General features: G+C 46.6%; 14 protein-coding genes. 12 read left to right on the plus strand and 2 right to left on the minus strand.

The genetic code is table 11. The features are described from left to right. The first annotated feature begins 12 nt into the window (after nt 1-12). Nucleotides 13-1,764, plus strand: coding sequence for an ABC transporter ATP-binding protein (locus EV146_RS05115; protein ID WP_132002878.1), 1,752 nt, complete (start codon nt 13-15; stop codon nt 1,762-1,764). Further along, nucleotides 1,765-3,549: an ABC transporter ATP-binding protein gene (locus EV146_RS05120; RefSeq protein WP_132002881.1), complete on the plus strand. Its 1,785-nt coding sequence runs from the start codon at nt 1,765-1,767 to the stop codon at nt 3,547-3,549. Between the two features lie 73 nt (nt 3,550-3,622). On the opposite strand, the gene EV146_RS05125 is transcribed toward EV146_RS05120, so the two are convergent. Next, entirely contained in the window at nt 3,623-4,759 is a 1,137-nt protein-coding gene (locus EV146_RS05125; RefSeq protein ID WP_181215839.1) for a GntR family transcriptional regulator, read from the minus strand. Between the two features lie 503 nt (nt 4,760-5,262). Here EV146_RS05125 and EV146_RS05130 point away from each other — a divergent pair. The 5 genes from EV146_RS05130 (at nt 5,263) to EV146_RS05150 (ending at nt 11,125) form a co-directional block, all read left to right on the plus strand. Beyond that, a complete protein-coding gene (locus tag EV146_RS05130) occupies nt 5,263-6,630 on the plus strand; it encodes an ABC transporter substrate-binding protein (RefSeq protein ID WP_132002886.1) in 1,368 nt (455 codons plus the stop codon). A 146-nt stretch (nt 6,631-6,776) separates the two neighbouring features. Next, nucleotides 6,777-7,667, plus strand: coding sequence for a carbohydrate ABC transporter permease (locus EV146_RS05135; RefSeq protein WP_132002888.1), 891 nt, complete (start codon nt 6,777-6,779; stop codon nt 7,665-7,667). Between the two features lie 36 nt (nt 7,668-7,703). Further along, nucleotides 7,704-8,591 carry a carbohydrate ABC transporter permease gene (locus tag EV146_RS05140; protein ID WP_121610877.1) on the plus strand — a complete coding sequence of 296 codons (888 nt, stop codon included), beginning with the start codon at nt 7,704-7,706 and terminating at the stop codon, nt 8,589-8,591. Nucleotides 8,592-8,713: 122 nt separating this feature from the next. Beyond that, the gene (locus EV146_RS05145) at nt 8,714-10,045 is read left to right on the plus strand and encodes an arabinan endo-1,5-alpha-L-arabinosidase (protein ID WP_132002891.1); all 1,332 of its coding nucleotides are present in this window, start codon (nt 8,714-8,716) and stop codon (nt 10,043-10,045) included. 111 nt (nt 10,046-10,156) lie between these two features. Beyond that, nucleotides 10,157-11,125 carry an aldo/keto reductase gene (locus tag EV146_RS05150; RefSeq protein ID WP_132002894.1) on the plus strand — a complete coding sequence of 323 codons (969 nt, stop codon included), beginning with the start codon at nt 10,157-10,159 and terminating at the stop codon, nt 11,123-11,125. A 46-nt stretch (nt 11,126-11,171) separates the two neighbouring features. Here the strand turns inward: EV146_RS05150 and EV146_RS05155 are convergent, their stop codons facing one another. Continuing rightward, nucleotides 11,172-12,074, minus strand: a complete 903-nt coding sequence (locus tag EV146_RS05155; RefSeq protein WP_132002897.1) for an ArsR/SmtB family transcription factor — start codon at nt 12,072-12,074, stop codon at nt 11,172-11,174. A 437-nt stretch (nt 12,075-12,511) separates the two neighbouring features. Between EV146_RS05155 and araB the strand changes: the two genes are divergently transcribed. From araB to EV146_RS05180, 5 genes are all read left to right on the plus strand, one after another. After that, entirely contained in the window at nt 12,512-14,206 is a 1,695-nt protein-coding gene (gene araB, locus EV146_RS05160; RefSeq protein WP_132002900.1) for a ribulokinase, read from the plus strand. Then, the gene (gene araD / locus EV146_RS05165; protein ID WP_132002903.1) at nt 14,200-14,895 is read left to right on the plus strand and encodes an L-ribulose-5-phosphate 4-epimerase; all 696 of its coding nucleotides are present in this window, start codon (nt 14,200-14,202) and stop codon (nt 14,893-14,895) included. The genes araB and araD overlap by 7 nt, the downstream gene beginning before the upstream one ends. A 119-nt stretch (nt 14,896-15,014) precedes the next feature. Then, nucleotides 15,015-16,499 (plus strand): L-arabinose isomerase, encoded by a 1,485-nt coding sequence (gene araA, locus EV146_RS05170; protein WP_132002906.1) that lies wholly within the window; start codon nt 15,015-15,017, stop codon nt 16,497-16,499. A 118-nt stretch (nt 16,500-16,617) separates the two neighbouring features. Beyond that, the gene (gene tkt / locus EV146_RS05175) at nt 16,618-18,630 is read left to right on the plus strand and encodes a transketolase (RefSeq protein ID WP_132002909.1); all 2,013 of its coding nucleotides are present in this window, start codon (nt 16,618-16,620) and stop codon (nt 18,628-18,630) included. A gap of 131 nt (nt 18,631-18,761) precedes the next feature. Next, entirely contained in the window at nt 18,762-20,249 is a 1,488-nt protein-coding gene (locus EV146_RS05180) for an alpha-N-arabinofuranosidase (protein WP_132002912.1), read from the plus strand. Nucleotides 20,250-20,254 lie beyond the last annotated feature (5 nt).

Raw genomic sequence — 20,254 nt, forward strand, 5'->3', positions numbered from 1 at the left:
GGAGGCTCTTTTATGGGAAGTATTCGCTGGATTTGGGGCTATATAAGGAATTATAAACGGAGGTTTTTCCTCGGCCTTTTCATGGCTCTGGTGGTGGCAGGGCTGAACATGGTCAATCCCTGGCTGTCGGGGAGGATCATTGATGAGGTCATCTATGGCAAACAGGAGAACCTGCTTCTTCCATTCCTGGGTGTCATGATCGGAATCACATTGATTAGGACAGTGGTCCGTTACAGCTATCAGCTTGTATTTGAAACCGTGTCCCAGAACTCTATTTTTAAAATCAGGGAAAATCTTTATGACCGCCTCCAGCATTTGGATTTTAGTTTTTATGATAAAACCAAGACGGGGGACATCATGGCCAGGATGACAGGTGATATGGAGGCTGTCCGCCATTTTACCGCCTGGACCATCTATATGATTTTTGAGAATGCGACAATTCTGTTGCTGGCGGTTGGATTCATGTTTTATATTCATCCTCCGCTTGCCCTGTGCATGCTTGCAGTCGCGCCGGCCATCGGCTTTTTCGCCTACAGACTGGCCAATACCGTAAGGCCGACCTTTTCCGCGATTCGGGAGCAGTTTTCAAGACTGAATTCGGTTGTTCAGGAAAACATCAGCGGAAACCGCGTGGTAAAGGCATTCGCCAGGGAAGATTATGAAATGGAAAAATTCTCGGTGCAAAATGAAGCCTTTAAACAAAGGAGCCTTGATTCTGCAAGGGTATGGGAAAGATTTTTGCCTGTCCTGGATTCCCTTGCCGGCACGCTGACCGTCGTGATGATTTTTGCGGGCGGAATCATGGTCATTAATGGCTCGCTGACTTTCGGGGAACTGGTTACCTTCAACTCCCTCATCTGGGCGCTGAATAACCCGATGCGCATGGCCGGCTGGCTCATCAATGATGTTCAGCGGTTCATCGCGTCGGCCGAAAAAATTGAGGATCTCCTGAGAGTGGAGCCTTGTATAAAAAATCTCCCGAACTCCAAAAAGATTGACGAGTTAAAAGGGGTCGTGGAATTTAACTCGGTTGGGTTCAGCTATGGGGACGAAAAAGTGCTCAAGAATATCTCTTTCAGGGCAAAGCCGGGTGAAACGGTAGGAATCATCGGGCCAACAGGTGCCGGGAAGTCTACGCTGATCAACTTGCTGAGCCGCTTTTATGACACTGATACAGGGGAAGTACGCGTGGATGGCATCAATGTCAAACAGTGGGAGATTCAAAAGCTGAGGAGCAATATGGCGACCGTCATGCAAGACATCTTCCTGTTTTCGGATACCATCGAGGGCAATATCGCCTATGGGGTGCCGGATGCTACCGTTGAAGAAGTCATAGATGCAGCCAAGAAAGCGGAGGCCCATGAATTTATCCTGGAAATGCCCGAGCAATACGATACCATCGTCGGGGAGAGAGGCGTAGGCCTGTCAGGAGGGCAGCGGCAAAGAATTGCGCTGGCAAGGGCACTGCTCAAGGATCCGTCCATCCTTATTCTTGACGATACCACTTCAAGTGTGGATATGGAAACCGAGCTGAAAATCCAGAAAACCCTGAAATCCATTTTAATGGAGAAAACCTGTTTTATCATTGCCCACCGCATCTCTTCCGTAAAAGAAGCGGACCTGATCCTCGTAATGGAGGACGGAAAAATCATTGAACAAGGAACCCATAGTGAACTGCTGGCGAAAAAAGGCTATTACCATCATGTCTACCAAAATCAATTTGGCAACTTTGAAAACCAGCACTCACAGGAGGGAGTGAGCTAAGTGGCACGGAATAAATTCGATGTGGATGAAGAACTCGAATCACCTTTTAACCCCCAGCATTTTAAGCGGATGCTGACTTATATCGCTCCATACCGGAACAGGATTATCATCACGGTTATCCTCATGCTGGTTGCCAGCGGGGCAAATTTGATCGGCCCTTTTCTGATTAAGCAGGCGATTGATACAGAAATTCCTGATGGAGACGTTTCAGGGCTGACCCTCTTGGCGGGCATTTATCTGGCTGCACTGATTGTCACCGGAATCTGTATGAAATTCAGGATCCGCATCATGTCCGAAATCGGGCAGAGCATCATTAAAGCCATCCGGAAGGATTTGTTCGAGAACCTGCAGAAGCTATCGTTTTCCTTTTATGACAGCAGGCCTCACGGAAAGATTCTTGTCCGGGTCGTCAACTATGTCAACTCATTAAGCGATCTGCTGTCAAATGGAATTATCAATCTCATAACAGACCTATTTTCAATCGCCGTTATTGTCGGATTCATGCTCGCAATCGATGTAAAGCTGACCCTTTATGCGATGGCCGGATTCCCGGTGCTGGCGGGCATTATTTTTATCATCAAAAATGCGCAGCGAAGAGCATGGCAGAAGTTGAGCAACAAACAGTCCAACTTGAATGCCTACATCCATGAAAGCATCAACGGGATTAAAATTACCCAGGCTTTTGTCCGGGAAGAAGAAAACAAGCAGATCTTTGAAGAGGTTTCCGACAGCTACCGGGGCTCATGGATGAAAGCAGTAAGAATTCAATTCCTGCTTTGGCCGTCCATCGAGAACATCTCGGTGCTCACTGTTTCCCTGGTTTATATCGTGGGAATCTCGAGCATCGCCAATGGAGGAGTCACTGTTGGTTCCCTGGTTGCCTTTATCGGCTATATCTGGATGTTCTGGGCTCCGCTCGCCAATATCGGGAACTTCTATAATGCCATAATTAATGCGATGGCCTATCTCGAGAGGATTTTCGAAACCATCGATGAAAAGCCTGAAGTGGTGAGTGACCCGAATGCTGCCGAGTTGAAGCCAATTAAAGGAAAAGTCACTTTTGATGATGTGACTTTTGCCTATGAAGAAGGGTCTCCGATCTTGAAAAATGTCTCCATCGATGTGAAGCCTGGGGAAACCGTCGCCCTGGTGGGTGCGACAGGCTCTGGCAAAACTACTATTGTCTCGTTGCTGAGCCGCTTTTATAACGTCACAGACGGGCAGATTAAAATAGATGGAGTGGATATCAGCACCGTGACCATTCCGTCGCTGAGGAAACAGATGGGAATCATGCTCCAGGACCCGTTCATTTTTTCAGGAACCATCATGGACAATATCCGCTACGGCCGGCTTGATGCCACCGATGAGGAAGTGATTGAAGCCGCCAAAACGGTTCAGGCCCATGACTTTATCAGTTCCCTGAAGGATGGATATGAAACCGAAGTGAATGAAAGAGGAACAAGACTTTCCTCCGGCCAAAGGCAGCTGATTTCGTTTGCAAGGGCGCTGCTTGCCGATCCGAAAATCCTTGTCCTTGATGAAGCTACTTCCAGCATCGACACCGAAACGGAGCTTGCAATGCAGAAGGGAATGGAGCACCTTCTGGAAGGAAGGACTTCGTTTATTATTGCGCACAGGCTTTCCACCATCCAGAATGCAGATAAAATCCTGTTCATCGATAATGGGAAAATCATTGAGGAAGGTACCCATACCGAGCTGCTGGCGAGGAAAGGACCATACTATAAGCTGTACCGGTCACAGTCCCACTCACTCGCAGCAGGGTGATTCCTGGTCCACAAAAAAAGAGACGACTCAAGCAGTGCCGTTCCATTGCGGCACTTTGAGTTCGTCTCTTTTTTTATTCCTGGGAAACCGTAATCGGCTGCTGCAGGTCACTGGTGATTGGTTTAGTAGAATTCCGGATGACAAGCTCGGGATCATAGATGATGGAATCTTGCTCATTGCCGTCTTCATGCTTGTTCTCGACAGCGGAAACAATCCACTTCGCTGCGTCAATGCCCATCTGCATTTTTGGATGGGTAACGGAAGTAATCTTCACATCAGAGGCGGTCGCCAGGTAGGAATCATCATAACCGACAATTGAAATATCGTCCGGAACGTTCAACCCATGCTCTCTCAGCATGTCGATCACTGCGAGGGCCATTTGGTCGTTGTAGCAGACAATCCCTGTTGGCATGGTTTCCGGTGAATCCAATAATCCATTCAGCTTATCAAGGATGCCCGATTTTTCGTCCTCGGTTGAATAAGTAATGATCATTTCAGGGAAAAAAGTGATATTATTTTTTCTAAACGCACTGACAAATCCTTTCATCCGGTAGACACCCTGAAGGTCATCCGTTTTAAACAGGCCGATAATTCTTTCATGGCCCTGATGGATTAAATGGTCTGTTGCAATGAATCCGCCCTTCTCATCATTCAGCAGCATATGGGGTGGATTAAGCTGCGAGTAAAACTGGTTAATCATTAAGTAAGGAATGTTTTTCTGCTCCATTTGCAGGTAGTAATTGACGTTGGGGTTGTAGCCGCTACTTTTTGTCGGCTCGACAATCAGACCGTCAATATTCCTGCTAAGCATGGTTTCAAGACACTGCTTTTCCTTCTCAATATCATTATCCGTACAGGCAAAAACAAGGGAGTACCCTTTGGAGGTCAAATAGGACTCGATTCCTTTAATGATTGAAGGGAAGATATAGTCCGATATATAGGTTGTAATGACTCCGATATTTTTTCCGCCAGCTGGTTCCGCGGCGGGTTCCTGAGGAGCGGGATGTGGTTCCCGCGCGAGGCTGGATACAAAAGTTCCTGCTCCCTGCTCCCTGTAAAGCCACCCCTCATGGACCAGGTCACCCACAGCCTGGCGAACCGTATGACGGCTGACCCCGAACATCTTGACGAGTTCATTTTCAGAATAGATTTTTTCCCCGGGCTGTACATCCCCGTTTTCAATCCATTCCTTGATTTTATCTTTTACCATTATATATTTAGTGGGTTGCCGCAATTATATCACCGCTTTCAACTTGTCTAAAATTAACGTCACTCATACGTACAACTAATTCCATTATACACGAATGTCAGGAAGAATACAGTACACAAAGAGAAAAGTACAGGTTAAATTTTAATTGTGCAAAAATGCGGTCATTTCCTAGTATTTCGACAAATTTCGGACACATTGTCCGGACATATATGGGTGGTTTCACAATTTTTATATAATTTCAAAAAAAAACGGATTGACATGTACGAACAGGTGCCTTAATATGAAACATATAGAAGGCGCTTTCAACGAGAGGGCGGCTTCGAAAAAAGTAGATTAGAAGTGGTTGATTTCAGTAGATTTGGAACTTAAGAGAGAGCCAGGAGGAGTTGGTGTGTGGACATCATGACATGTACGTACATATAGTACGTCTTCAGGTTTGGATAAAAAGTTTGTAGAAATAGGCAGAAAACTACCATCTTATTTAAAAAATGGGGGAATTTTATATGTTTAAGTCCCGTAAGTTAGTTGTATTGATGATGGCTGTACTGATGATGATCGGTGCGGTGCTTGGCGGATGCTCCAGCAAGAGCAGCGGAAGCGAAGGCAAAAGCAAGGACGGAAAAGTCGAACTTACTTTTATGTTCAGAGGCCAGCCTAAAGAACAAGAGGCTTATCAGAAAGTTATTAAAAAATACAATGAAACAAACCCGAACGTTAAGGTTAACGTGGTAACTGTAGCGCCTGACCAATATGATACAAAACTGAAGGCCGCAATTGCCGGACGCAAAATTCCGGATGTATTCTTCTATAACCCGGCTCAAGTAAAAGCTTATGTAAACTCCGGCGTTCTTCTTGACATCACTGAGCACGTTGAAAGCGCTGAAGATGTGAAATTGGAAAACATCTGGGAGAAGGGTGTTGCCAAGTACCGTTATGATGGAGAAACTTTAGGGCAAGGTGCAATCTACGGTCTTCCAAAAGACTTGGGGCCATTTGCTCTTGGCTACAACAAGACAATGTTTGAAAAAGCAGGAATTCCTCTTCCTGACAAGGACAAGCCATATACATGGGATCAATTCATCGAAGTTTCCAAGAAGCTGACCCAGGATACAAATGGCGATGGCAAGAGTGACCAATATGCAACAGGTTTCAACGTTTCATGGGCATTGCAGGCATTTGTCTGGAGCAACGGTGCAGACTGGATTGATGAAACAAAGACAAAGGTAACAGTTGATGATCCAAAGTTTATCGAAGCATTGCAATTCTTTGCTGACATGCAAAACAAGCACAAAATTACTCCTTCCATCTCTGAAGCTCAGACACTTGATACGTACCAAAGATGGATGAAAGGCGAATTGGCGTTCTTCCCTGTAGGTCCATGGGATATGGCAACTTATGCAGAACAATTGAAATTTGATTATGACTTAATGCCTTGGCCTGCTGGTTCCACTGGCGAAACAGCAACATGGATTGGTTCACTTGGAATTGGTGTAGGAGCAACTACGAAGCATGCGAAAGAAGCATCTGAGCTTGCATTGTTCCTATCTGCTAACCAGGAAGGTCAAGAAGACCTGGTTAATGCACAGGTACAGCTTCCAAACAACGTAAAGGTTGCTGAACAGTGGGTGGCCGATGACTCCATCAAGCCAGCCAACAAGAAGGAATTCCTTGACATCATCAATGATTATGGCCGTGGTTTCCCTGCTGAATCTACTTATACTGGTGAATGGTACGACGAATTCTTCAAAAACATCCAGCCAGTCCTTGACGGCAAGAAAACGGCTGAGCAATACGTAAAAGAAGAACAGCCTAAAATGCAGAAGCTATTAGATGCAGCGATCGAGCAGGAAAAACAGTCTTCTAAAAAATAATTAGTGTGACCAAGAGTAAATGGCGCCAGTTTAATAGGGAACATCGCTGGCGCCATTTATTCCTTTTATCTAAATTTTTTCTCACCAAGAAATTTAGAGAAAGGGAATTTCTATAAGTAATTCTTTAATGAAAGGGTGGGGGGAAAGTGAAAGCAACGTCAAAACTGTATCGAACAGAAGAGAGATACGCATACTTATTTATTGCAGCGCCCTTCCTAGGTTTTCTCATTTTTGCACTCGTTCCTTTAGTTTATGCCATATATGGATCCTTTACCGACTGGAACGGTTTGGGGCAAATGAATTTTATAGGTCTGGAAAACTTCAAGAATGTATTCCAGGATGAGTATTTTTACAAAGCCATGTACAATACCCTTTTTATGATGCTTGGTATTCCAATCGGAATTGTCCTGGCTTTACTGCTTGCAATGGGTCTGAACAGGGGGATCCCTGGAACAAGTACCTTCCGCGTGATTTACTACATTCCGGTCATCTCTTCCATCGCCGCTATTTCCATTCTATGGCAGTGGGCCTATAACGGAGACTATGGATTGGTCAACCAGTTCCTTGCCCTGATTGGCATTGAAGGTCCAAACTGGCTGCAAAATACTTCTACCGTAAAGCCTGCCTTGATCATCATGGCAGTGTGGAAGGGTCTTGGCTATACGATGCTTCTTTACTTAGCAGCGCTTCAAAGTGTGCCGAAGTCCTACTATGAAGCCGCGAAGCTTGATGGGGCTAACGCTCTCCAGGCATTCTGGCATATTACCCTGCCAATGGTGAAGCCTGTAACCTTCTTCATCATCGTCACAAACATTATTGGCGGTGCCCAGATCTTTACGGAAATCAACGTCATGACACCTACGGGCGGACCGGAATACAGCTCTGCTTCCGTCGTATTTTATATCTGGCAAAAAGCTTTCGGTAATTTCCAGCTAGGTTATGCATCAGCAATGGCCTTAGTACTTGGACTTTTCATCTTTATCATTACCCTGATTCAATTTAAGATCAATGAAAAGAATTCTTTTGACATGGATTAATAAAGATGAAGAATAAGAAGAAAGGGGTTTATGAAAATGGAAGTAGCCATTGCAGATAAGAAATCCATTAAAGCTGAACCAGTATCTGAGAAAAAAAGAAATAGAATCACTAATATATTTGTATTTGCCTTCCTGAGCATAGGAGCCATTTTCATGGTGGCACCTCTGCTCTGGATGGTGTCAACATCGGTTAAAACGAAAGAGGATGTTTTTGCTTTGCCGCCCGTGTGGATTCCTACCGATATTTCGTTTAGCAAATATGCGGAAATCTGGTCGATGGGCCCTCTTTTATCTGGTATTTCGAATAGTTTAATCGTAGCAGTAACCGTTACGGTGATCGGGACGATTACTTCAAGCCTGGCTGCCTTTGCCTTTTCAAAGCTTAAGTTCCGTGGCAGGAATAATTTGTTTATCCTGTTGTTCGCTTCGGTCATGATTCCGTATCCAGCGCTGATGATTCCCCAATTCATGATGTTTTCAAGCATCGGCTGGGTAGACAGCCTTCTGCCGCTGATTGTTCCGGGATTATTTGGCAACCTGTTCATGATCTTCTTCCTGAGACAATATTTAAGCAGTGTTCCAAATTCTATCATTGAAGCGGCTAAGATTGATGGCTGCTCTTACTTCCAGATTTTTTACAAGATCATTTTCCCTTTGATCAAACCAGCGGTGGCAGCACAGTTAATCCTGTGGTTCATGGGAATCTGGAACGATTATCTTGGCCCGATCCTTTACTTGAATTCACCAGAGAAGCAGACCTTGCAGCTGGTTATTGCCAACTTCAATGCTTCGTATGCAATCCAGTCTGATTATCCGCTGATTATGGCTGCGTCGGTTGTTGCTTTGCTTCCTATGTTGATTGTGTTTATGGTCTTCCAAAAACAAATCATCGAATCGATTGCGATCTCCGGGGTAAAAGGGTAAGTTGGCCAAATCCAATTTACGTTTTCGAAATAGAATAAACCCATAAAAAGGCACTTATCATTTATGAACCTCTGATAAGTGCTTTTTGTTTCAAATAAAGTGACATAAAGGAGAGATTTTACATGAAGTTTCCTAAAGCGCCCATGAAATACAAGCTGTACGATGAGTCGATCATTCATGAAGAAAGTCTGTGGACGATTAACAACGCCCATGACCCAGCGAGTTTTAAAGATGGCGATACATACTATGTTTTCTCAACGGATGCGAAATATGGCGGTCCTCCAATAGGAGGAATCCAGATTAGAAAATCCAGGGACTTGATTCACTGGGAGTTTGTCGGCCATGCCTTTGATCAGATTCCGGCAGAAGCTCACGAATGGACGGGGGCCAAAGGCTTATGGGCGCCGGAAGTCGTAAAATTTGGAGATACATACTATATGTACTATGCGGCGTCACAGTTTGGAAAAAACCAGTCCTTTATCGGGGTGGCGACCTCAAGCCATATCGAGGGACCGTGGGAGGACCAGGGTGAGGTCGTGAAGTCAAAGCAGGGCGACCTTCCCAATGCGATCGATCCCAATATCACCTTTGATGAAGATGGAAACCCATGGATGGTGTATGGCTCATTTTTCGGAGGCATGTTTGTGTTCCGCATTGACCCGGCTACGGGGAAGAAACTGGCAGGCAGCGAAGAGAAGCTGATTGCGAAGAGGCATGAGAGTGTGGAGGCAGCAATCGAAGGGCCTTATATTGTCTATCATCCAGAATTTAAAAAGTACTATCTCTTTGTCTCCTATGACTCCCTATTTAAAAACTATAATATCCGCGTTGGCCGGGCAGACCATATTGAGGGCCCGTATGTAGATTTTAACGGAAATGAAATGACCGATCTTTCCCTGCCGCCCAATGATGTGGGCATGAAAATCCTGGGAGGCTATAAATTTGGCGATTCCGAAGGCTGGATTGCCCCAGGCCATAATTCGGTTCTGAAGGACGGCGACTCCTATTTCATCGTCCATCATGCAAGGGGCGAAAAGGACCCCCACTGGCATTATTTGCACGTCAGGAAAATTTTCTGGAGTGTGGACGGCTGGCCATTAGTGTCCCCTGAACGCTACGCAGGAGAAGAAGAAACAGAAATTGATCCTGCTCTAATGGAAGGCACATGGGAATATATTCAAATGGACAAGGATCAGAATGAACAGCTTCATTCCAGGTCCATTGAACTCGGAACCGATACAAAAGCAGGCAGGGGCAAGGGATCCTGCAGGTATATAAAAGGCAATCAGTTTGAATTGTTTTTAAGTGAAAACGGCAGAGAACGAAAAGAGGAAATCATTGTCCTGCCTGCATGGGACTGGGAAAACTGGGTGCCAACCCTTGTGTTCGCAGGAAAAGATGAGCATGGGGAAGTCATCATCGGGAAGAAAGTGGTACCGGTGACAGAAGAATAAGGCAGCATCAAGCAATCTGCTGGAATAACGTACAAGCCGGGGGATCCCCCGAATCCCTCGGTGTTAATAAAGAGATTTGCCAGATTCATAACCAGAGAGGGAGAAAGCTTTATGAATTACCGTACATTGGGCAGGACAGGATTAAAAGTATCAGAGATTGGCTATGGAGCCTGGGGTATCGGCCAGACAAGCTGGGTGGGGGCAAGCGATGAGGAGTCCCTGAAAGCCCTTAACAAAGCCATCGACCTTGGACTTAATTTTATTGACACTGCGCTGGCATATGGCAATGGCCACAGTGAACGCCTGGTTGGCGAGGCGGTCAGGAAACGATCTGGCAAGATTCACGTTGCGACAAAGGTGCCGCCCAAAAATATGAAATGGCCTGCGAGCAGGGATGTATCCGTGAATGATGCCTATCCGGCTCAATATGTCATTGAAAAGACGGAGGAAAGCCTAAGGAACCTTGGGCTTGAAACCATTGATGTCCAGCAGTTCCACGTCTGGACAGATGAGTGGACAGGGCAGGGAGACTGGCTGGAGGCAGTGGAGCAGCTGAAAAAAGACGGTAAAATTCAGCACTTCGGCATTTCGGTCAACGATAATGAACCGGAAAATGTGATTAAGCTGATTGAAACGGGAGTCGTCGATACCGTACAAGTGATTTACAATATCTTTGAGCAGCTTCCGGAGGACAGGCTTTTCCCGGCATGCGAGAAGTACAATACAGGAATCATTGTCAGGGTGCCGCTTGATGAAGGCGGGCTGACCGGCAAAATCACGCCTGAGTCGACATTCCCGGAAGGAGATTTCCGCAATCACTATTTCAGGGAAGACAGGAAGCAGGAAGTGTACCAAAGGGTGCAGAATATTGCCTCGGATCTAGAAATTGCCATCGAGCAAATGCCGGAAACGGCGCTGCGTTTCATTCTGAGCAATCCCCTCGTATCCACAGTTATTCCTGGAATGCGATCGGTTCGCCATGCGGAAGCCAACTGCACTGTCGGGTCGGGGGAAGGTCTAACTCAAGCTCAGCTTGACACATTGGCCAAACACCGCTGGATCAGAAACTTTTATAAGTAATTAAAATAAGACAGGCCTCAAGCATGGTTCGCTTGAGGCCTGCTTTTTATTCATAGTAAAGCCGGAAAACAATATCCTGATTATAATTTCCAAATCCGCTGCCGAATATCGTCAGTCCTCCTACGTTTTCACTTTCGCCCTCGGCAGCAATGCGAAATGAAAAAAGACTTTCGCGGATGCCGATCTGGTCGATCGAGGTGTCCGACAGTTTTCTGCCGTCAATATAGGTCCCATTCTCCGTAATCCGGATGTGTTTTAGCAGTCCGTACTGGTTGATCACGCCTGGCCACCATGCTGGTGTAAATTTGCCCCGGCTGTCGCCGAAGTCACCGGGGCTCGTCCATACCCCCAGATGATGATTGTTTAAGTAAAAGCTTATGTCGGAGGGCCAGTTGCTGTTGGTGAATGGGGCTTCGGAGGAGATCTCCAGGGATATTTCCAGTGTCTTTGGTTCCTGGTTTGCATTTAGGAAGTTAGGGATTCGATATTCCAGATACCCTTTGCCCAGCCAGAGAATTTTGGCATTGATGCGCTCAGGAGAAAGGAAATATCTTGGATCATCGAACTCGCCGATAATGGCCTCCTGTGTAGCAAGTCCGCAGGTGGGTTCAGCCTGATAGTCGGTAAAGTGTCCGACGGAAACCTCCATTTCATGGTAATCCATTACTTTTTTCGTAATGGACGGGAAAAGGATTTCGATTTTATCAACATACAGGACACACCTCTTCTGGACTCCGCCTTTGCCGGGAATCATTTCCGTGCGGATGATTCCAGCCTTTTCTAACTTTTTGACATGCATGGTCATAATGGCGCTGCTTAACCCCAGTGCTTCAGCAAGCTCTTTAATATTCATTGTTTTGTCAGCCAGGAGGTGGACGATGTTAATCCGCACCTTGCTCGCCAGCGCCTCAAAGATGGGCAAAGAATGTTTCGAAAGATCAATTTCCATAATATCCTCCTAAAGACTTACTCTACCTATTACTATACCGTTCAAAAGGAGGGAATAACAAGCGAGATTGAGGGAGCAAAGCCACTTCCCTGCGGTCTATATTTCCTATTGATGGTATTAAAAAGATTGTTTAATCGCTATACAAATATAGTAGTACGTACCAATTCTTTGCACTGTGACTGAAATTTGTCTTTTTTTTCATTGGAAATTGCGTAAAATGAAAAAAAATGATTGAAATATACAGGGAAGATGATACAATCTAATTAAGGTTATACGTACAAGTTGGAGTACATATCCAACTAATCTGTTACTATTAAAACTTTCAAGCTATTTGCTTTTACTTGTACGTATAAAGAATGAGATACTTGGTTCGCCATACAAGCGGCTTTTGCTGGTTGTATATTATATCCTTTAAATTAAGAGATAGGGTGGTTCAAATGGCAAAGTATTCGATTGGTGTTGATTACGGAACACAATCTGGAAGGGCCGTACTGGTTGAAGTAGCAACAGGAAAAGAAATCGCCACTGCAGTGAAACCGTACACCCATGGGGTAATGGACGAGTTCCTGCCTGACGGTACAACAAGACTTGAAAATGACTGGGCTTTGCAGCATCCGAATGATTATTTGGAAGTCTTGCAGGTTACCATTCCGGAAGTTTTGAAGACATCGGGTGTTTCCGCAGAGGATGTAGTTGGATTGGGAATCGATTTTACAGCTTGTACGGTTCTTCCGATCAATAAACAAGGAACTCCTTTATGCTTGACAGAGGAATTCGAAAAGAATCCTCACAGCTATGTTAAACTTTGGAAGCATCATGCTGCACAGGATGAAGCGAACCAATTAAATAAAATTGCAGAAGAACGCGGAGAAGCCTTTTTGCAGCGCTACGGCGGCAAGATTTCCTCTGAGTGGATGATCCCGAAAGTATGGCAGATCCTGAATGAAGCTCCGGAAATTTATGAGGCAGCGGATCAGATCGTCGAGGCAACAGACTGGGTAACCTCGCAGCTGACGGGAGACCTGAAGCGAAACAGCTGTACAGCTGGCTATAAAGCAATCTGGAACAAACAGGAAGGATATCCTTCTAAGGAATTCTTTAAGGCGCTTGACCCTCGCCTGGAAAATGTCGTTGAAGACAAGCTGTCCAATGACATCTACTCCATAGGTTCTAAAGCCGGGGAACTCACTGAAAAGGCTGCAAAGCTCACAGGATTAAAACCAGGCACATCCATTGCAATCGCCAATGTTGATGCCCATGTTGCCGTTCCTGCAGTAGGCATAACAGAGCCAGGCAAGCTATTGATGATCATGGGAACCTCTACGTGCCATATTTTACTTGGCGAAGAAGAAAAGGTCGTACCTGGCATGTGCGGTGTGGTTGAAGATGGTGTCATTCCTGGATTAATGGGTTATGAAGCAGGCCAATCCTGTGTGGGCGACCACTTTGAATGGTTTATCGAAAATTGCGTTCCTGCAAGCTATTATGAAGAAGCAGAGCAAAAGGGCGTCAATATTCACCAGCTGCTAACCGACAAGGCGAATTCTTTGAGGGTTGGTGAAAGCGGTCTCATCGCTCTTGACTGGTGGAACGGAAACCGTTCGACACTTGTTGATGCTGACCTGACTGGGGTATTGCTGGGAGCAACGCTGTTAACAAAGCCGGAAGAGATTTACCGAGCTCTGATTGAAGCTACTGCCTATGGAACAAGGATGATCGTGGAAACCTTCCGCAAGGCCGGTGTTCCGATCAATGAGGTTTATGCCTGCGGCGGGATTGCTGAAAAGAATGCTCTGATGATGCAAATCTATTCCGATGTTCTTAACATGGATATCAAGATTTCTGCTTCTTCCCAGACTCCGGCACTAGGTTCTGCCATGTTTGGAGCGGTAGCAGCCGGAAAAGAACGCGGAGGCTATGACAGCATAACCGATGCAGCCAAGGTAATGGGCCGGGTAAAAGATGAATTCTATCAGCCTGTTTCCGATAATGCCGCTGTATATGACAAGCTTTATGCGGAATATGCAAATCTCTATGATTACTTTGGCCGCGGAGAAAACGATGTGATGAAGCGTCTTAAGAAGATTAAGAGAGAAAGCGTCCAGGAGAAAAAGGGGGAGACAGTATGCTAGAAAAGCTGAAACAGGAAGTGCTTGAAGCAAACCTCGATCTTCCTAAATATGGACTTGTCACTTTTACATGGGGAAACGTAAGCGGTATTGACCGTGAAGAAGGGCTTGTCGTCATTAAGCCAAGCGGCATTCCTTATGATGAATTGAAGGCAGAGCATCTTGTGGTTGTGGATCTGGAAGGAAATATTGTCGAAGGAAACCTGAGGCCTTCCTCTGATACTCCGACACACCTGGCGCTCTATAAAGCATTTGAAACCATCGGCGGAATCGTTCACACACATTCCCCGTGGGCGACAAGCTGGGCACAGGCCGGCAGGGCCATCCCGCCGCTTGGGACCACTCATGCTGATTATTTTTACGGGAAAATTCCTTGTACAAGGCCATTGACTCAAATGGAAATCAATCAGGCATATGAGCTTGAAACGGGAAATGTCATCATTGAGAAGTTCCGCAGTGAAGGGCTTGACCCTGTTGCCATGCCAGGTGTCCTGGTTGCCAGCCACGCCCCGTTCGCTTGGGGAAAGGATGCCCATCAGGCAGTCCATAACGCAGTGGTCCTTGAGGAAGTCGCAAAAATGGCGCTTCACAGCTTCCAGCTCAATCCGCAGGTGGAAGACATTGACCAGTTCCTGCTGGATAAACATTACCTGCGCAAGCATGGTGCCAATGCCTATTACGGGCAGAAATAAAGGTTTAGAGACTAAGAGATTACCTGAATTGAGGAGTTAGTTACCGGATTTTCAGCGAAATTATAAGCAGATCTGCTGACTCCTCAACTTTTATATAAAAAACCTAGGAGGAATGAACCATGCTGCAAACAAAAGCTTATGAATACTGGTTTGTTACAGGAAGCCAATTACTATACGGAGAAGAAACACTGAGAGAGGTTGAAGCGAACTCAAGGCAAATGGTGGAAGCCATGGATCAGGATTCTTCCCTTCCATACAAGCTTGTTTTTAAAACCGTTGTTAAGGAGTCGGATGCCATCCGCAAGCTTTTCCTTGAAGCCAACAATGATGAAAATTGCGCAGGCGTAATCACATGGATGCATACTTTCTCCCCTTCAAAAATGTGGATTGCCGGTTTGAGTGTTCTTCAAAAGCCTTTGCTTCATCTACATACTCAATTCAACCGTGATATTCCATGGGATTCCATTGACATGGACTTCATGAACACAAATCAGTCCGCGCACGGTGACCGTGAACATGGTTTCATCGGAGCCCGCATGAATGTAAAACGGAAAGTCGTTGTCGGCCACTGGGAAGATGAGCAGACAAAGGGTCGCATCGGAAGCTGGATGAGGACAGCTGCCGCTTTTGCAGAATCGAAAAATCTGAAGATCGCACGTTTTGGCGACAATATGCGTCAAGTAGCCGTAACAGAAGGCGACAAGATCGAAGCACAAATCAAATTCGGCTGGACGGTAAACGGTTACGGTGTAGGCGACCTTGTACAGCGCATCAATGACATTTCCGAACAGCAGGTTGACGCTCTATATGAAGAGTACAAGACATTGTACGATATTGTCCCTGAAGGATTGCAAGAAGGCGCTGTAAAAGAATCCATCCGCGAACAGGCAAGAATTGAGCTTGGAATGAGAGCGTTTCTTGAAGAAGGAAACTATACAGCATTCACTACTACATTTGAGGACCTCCATGGCATCCGCCAGCTTCCGGGACTTGCTGTTCAGCGCCTGATGGAAGATGGCTACGGCTTCGCCGGAGAAGGTGACTGGAAAACGGCTGCACTTGTCCGCCTGATGAAAATTATTGCCGGCAATGAAGGGACTTCCTTCATGGAGGACTACACCAACCATTTCGAGCCGGGGAATGAAATGATCCTTGGAGCTCACATGCTTGAGGTTTGCCCGACAATCGCTGCAACAAAGCCGCGCATTGAAGTTCATCCGCTTGGCATTGGCGGCAAGGAAGATCCTGCCCGCATCGTGTTTGACGGAGCAACTGGTGCAGCAGTCAACGCTTCAATCGTTGACATGGGGAACCGCTTCCGCATGCTGATCAATGAAATTGACGCTGTCCAGCCTGAAATCGACATGCCGAAGCTTCCAGTAGCAAGAGTGCTTTGGAAACCACAGCCATCGTTGAGCGTATCGGCAGAAAGCTGGATTCTTGCCGGCGGAGCGCACCATACTTGCTTCTCCTATGTGGTTACAACTGAACAGCTGATCGACTTCGCTGAGCTGTCCGGCATCGAATGTGTTGTCATTGACAACGATACGAAAGTCCAGGCATTTAAAAACGAGCTTCGCTGGAACGAAATCTATTACCGTTAATAACCATTTATCCCGTTTGCGGGCTGATGGAATATCAAACTTCAGGGCTGTTTTACCAATAGCCCTGAAGTTTTTATAGGTTCGTATTTGTAAAATAAATGTAAAGCAGGGGGAAAAGATGGTCGAAACAGCAAATAAAGTACATATCGAAGAACTTGCGGTCAATACAATCCGCACACTGGCAATTGATGCAATTGAAAAGGCAAAATCGGGGCATCCAGGCATGCCGATGGGAATGGCGCCGGCAGGGCATGTCCTTTGGTCCAAGGTGATGAACCACAATCCTTCCAACCCGGAATGGTTCAACAGGGACCGGTTTGTCCTTTCCGCCGGGCATGGTTCCATGCTGCTGTACAGCCTGCTTCACCTTTTCGGCTATGATTTATCACTTGATGATTTGAAGGAGTTCAGGCAATGGGGAAGCCGTACGCCTGGCCATCCCGAATATGGCCACACACCTGGAGTCGACGCCACCACGGGCCCGCTTGGACAAGGGGTCGGAATGGGTGTCGGAATGGCAATGGCGGAAGCGCATATGGGCGCTGTCTACAATAAGGAAAACTTCCCGGTGGTTGACCACTTTACATATGTCATCTGCGGAGATGGCGACCTGATGGAAGGAGTATCCTCCGAGGCTGCTTCGCTTGCCGGCCATTTAAAACTTGGCAAGCTTGTCATGATCTATGATTCAAACGATATTACCCTGGACGGGGAAGCGGGACTCTCATTTTCCGAGAATGTCGGCAAGAGGTTTGAAGCCTACGGCTGGCAGGTGCTTCGCGTCGAGGAAGAAAATAATCTTGGTGCGCTTGAAGCGGCGCTCCTGGAAGCGAAAAACGACCTCCAAAGGCCTACCCTGATTGAGGTTAAAACCACACTTGGCTACGGAAGCCCGAACAAAGGCGGAAAAGGCGGCCATCAGGGCACGCACGGATCCCCACTCGGTGCAGAAGAAGTCAAATTGACAAAAGAGTTTTATCAGGTTTCCCAGGAGGAGTTCTTTGTTCCTGAGGATGTTAAGGCTTTCTACCAGGAAGTCAAGGAGCAGGGGATTGAAAAGAACCAGGAGTGGGATCAACTGTTCAGCCAGTACCAGCAGGCTTATCCTGAACTGGCAGCCCGCCTTCAGAGGGAAATCAGCAAGGGTCTTCCTGAAAATTGGGATGCAGAACTGCCAGTTTATGAAAAAGGTGCCTCCTTATCCACACGTGTGGCTTCAGGACAGGTACTGAATGCGATTGCGAAGGGTGTCCCTAATTTCCTTGGAGGATCTGCAGATCTTGAGTCCTCCACCATGACACACATCAATGGCACCGGACGATTTGCGCCTGGCCAATATGCCGAACGCAATCTTTATTACGGGGTACGGGAGTTTGCGATGGGAGCAGTCGTAAATGGAATGGCCCTTCACGGAGGAACCATCCCGTTCGGCTCAACTTTCTTCGTCTTTTCCGATTACCTCCGTCCGGCGATCCGCCTTGCAGCGATCATGAACTTGCCGGTTACCTATGTGTTCACACATGACAGTATCTTCGTCGGCGAAGATGGCCCGACACATGAGCCGATCGAACAGCTTTCAGCTTTGAGAGGCATCCCGAATGTGACTGTCCTGAGACCTGCAGACGCTAACGAAACCGCAGCTGCCTGGAAATATGCCGTCGAAAACCAAAACGGCCCGGTGGCACTGGTATTGAGCCGCCAGAACCTTGAGGTCGTTGTAGATTCACCAACAGCTCACTCAAATGTTGTAAAAGGCGCCTATATTCTGGAAGATTTAGAGGGAGTTCCAGCTGTTCAGCTGATTGCTACCGGTTCTGAAGTTGCCTTAGCCCTTGAGGTCAAAGCGGAGCTGCAAAAAGAAGGAATCCTTTCAAGAGTGGTCAGCATGCCGTCATGGGAACTCTTTGAACAGCAGCCTGTTTCCTATCAGGAAGAACTGTTAAGCCCGGAAATCAAGCTGAACGTGGCCATTGAAATGGCATCGCCGCAAGGCTGGGCGCAAATCATCGGCAGAGAAGGCTTGATGATCGGAATCTCCGGTTTTGGCGCTTCTGCACCAGGAGGCCGCATTGCCAGGGAATACGGATTTACTGCAGAGTCCATTGTAAGCAAAATCAAAGAACGGTTATAAAGAAGCCCCCGCCCTCTTTTTAGCGGAAGATTTTCAGACTGGAAGAAGCGGGGCGGCCTTCTTTTCAATAGAGTTAGAGGAGGTCGAGAGAGAAAGAAGCGGCACATAAATCTTAAAAGAGGAGAATCCTGATGAAAAATTCAATCGTCATTAACGCCGATATTGAAAAAGGGAAGATAAATAAGAATATTTATGGCCATTTTGCTGAGCATCTTGGCAGATGTATCTATGAAGGAATTTGGGTTGGAGAAGATTCCGAAATTCCAAACACAAATGGAATCCGCAATGATGTGCTGGAAGCGTTGAAAAATATTCAAATCCCCGTACTTCGCTGGCCGGGCGGCTGCTTTGCAGACGAGTACCACTGGAAGGATGGCGTCGGGCCAAGGGAGAACCGCAAGCGGATGGTCAACACCCACTGGGGCGGCGTGGTTGAGAACAACCACTTTGGAACGCATGAATTCATGATGCTGTGCGAGCTGCTTGGTACTGAACCATATATCTGCGGAAATGTTGGCAGCGGGACCGTCCAGGAAATGTCCGAATGGGTAGAATACATGACCTTTGAAGGTGAATCCCCAATGGCCAACTGGCGCCGTGAAAATGGCAGGGACGAGCCTTGGAAATTAAAATATTTTGGCGTTGGCAACGAAAACTGGGGATGTGGCGGGAACATGCGCCCTGAGTACTATGCCGACTTGTACCGCCGTTACCAGACCTACGTCCGGAACTATGGCGACAACAAGGTTTACAAGATTGCCGGCGGCGCCAATGTTGATGACTACAACTGGACAGAAGTGCTGATGAAGAATGCCCATTGGCTGATGGATGGACTGAGCCTTCACTACTACACCATTCCAGGTGATTTCTGGCTAGGAAAGGGATCCGCCCTTGATTTTGAAGAAGACGAATGGTTCATCACCATGAAAAAGTCCCTTCATATGGAAGAACTGATCAAAAAACACGGTACGATCATGGATAAGTACGATCCTGAAAAACGAATTGGCATGATCATCGACGAGTGGGGAACATGGTTTGATGTGGAGCCTGGCACCAACCCAGGATTCCTTTATCAGCAAAATTCCATCCGTGACGCATTGGTTGCCGGTCTCCACTTTAATATTTTCCATAAGCACAGCGACCGTGTCCAAATGACCAACATTGCCCAGACCGTTAACGTTCTTCAGGCGATGATTTTAACAGAAGGCGAAAAGATGATCCTGACACCAACCTATCATGTGTTTGAAATGTTCAAGGTCCATCAGGATGCAAAGCTTCTGGCTGTTGACTCACTTGTAAATGAATACGAATACAAAGATGAAAAGCTTCCTCAGGTCAGTGTATCTGCATCCAAAAATGATGAAGGCAAAGTCCATATCAGCCTTTGCAATATCGACCATAAAAATGAAGCCCAGCTTGAACTGGATGTTCGCGGCCTTGGCGTAACGGCAGCAAATGTTTCCGGAAGGATCCTTACAGCCGGCAGCATGAACGCCCATAACACCTTCGAGGAGCCTGAAAATGTAAAGCCAGTTGCTTTTGAGCAGGTTTCCGTAAATGAAAACAAACTGTCCATCACTCTGCCTCCAATGTCTGTTGTTGTTTTAGCAATTGAATAGGAGCT

This window comes from Mesobacillus foraminis, from assembly GCF_004340465.1.
In the GTDB taxonomy this organism is placed as follows: Bacteria; Bacillota; Bacilli; order Bacillales; family Cytobacillaceae; genus Mesobacillus_B; species Mesobacillus_B foraminis.

What these genes read in the sequence shown, in the direction of transcription:
- EV146_RS05115 (WP_132002878.1), top strand. Translation starts at nt 13, where the DNA reads ATGGGAAGTATTCGCTGGATTTGGGGCTATATAAGGAATTATAAACGG.
- EV146_RS05125 (WP_181215839.1), bottom strand. Translation starts at nt 4,759, where the DNA reads ATGGTAAAAGATAAAATCAAGGAATGGATTGAAAACGGGGATGTACAG.
- EV146_RS05130 (WP_132002886.1), top strand. Translation starts at nt 5,263, where the DNA reads ATGTTTAAGTCCCGTAAGTTAGTTGTATTGATGATGGCTGTACTGATG.
- EV146_RS05140 (WP_121610877.1), top strand. Translation starts at nt 7,704, where the DNA reads ATGGAAGTAGCCATTGCAGATAAGAAATCCATTAAAGCTGAACCAGTA.
- EV146_RS05145 (WP_132002891.1), top strand. Translation starts at nt 8,714, where the DNA reads ATGAAGTTTCCTAAAGCGCCCATGAAATACAAGCTGTACGATGAGTCG.
- EV146_RS05150 (WP_132002894.1), top strand. Translation starts at nt 10,157, where the DNA reads ATGAATTACCGTACATTGGGCAGGACAGGATTAAAAGTATCAGAGATT.
- EV146_RS05155 (WP_132002897.1), bottom strand. Translation starts at nt 12,074, where the DNA reads ATGGAAATTGATCTTTCGAAACATTCTTTGCCCATCTTTGAGGCGCTG.
- araB (WP_132002900.1), top strand. Translation starts at nt 12,512, where the DNA reads ATGGCAAAGTATTCGATTGGTGTTGATTACGGAACACAATCTGGAAGG.
- araD (WP_132002903.1), top strand. Translation starts at nt 14,200, where the DNA reads ATGCTAGAAAAGCTGAAACAGGAAGTGCTTGAAGCAAACCTCGATCTT.
- araA (WP_132002906.1), top strand. Translation starts at nt 15,015, where the DNA reads ATGCTGCAAACAAAAGCTTATGAATACTGGTTTGTTACAGGAAGCCAA.
- tkt (WP_132002909.1), top strand. Translation starts at nt 16,618, where the DNA reads ATGGTCGAAACAGCAAATAAAGTACATATCGAAGAACTTGCGGTCAAT.
- EV146_RS05180 (WP_132002912.1), top strand. Translation starts at nt 18,762, where the DNA reads ATGAAAAATTCAATCGTCATTAACGCCGATATTGAAAAAGGGAAGATA.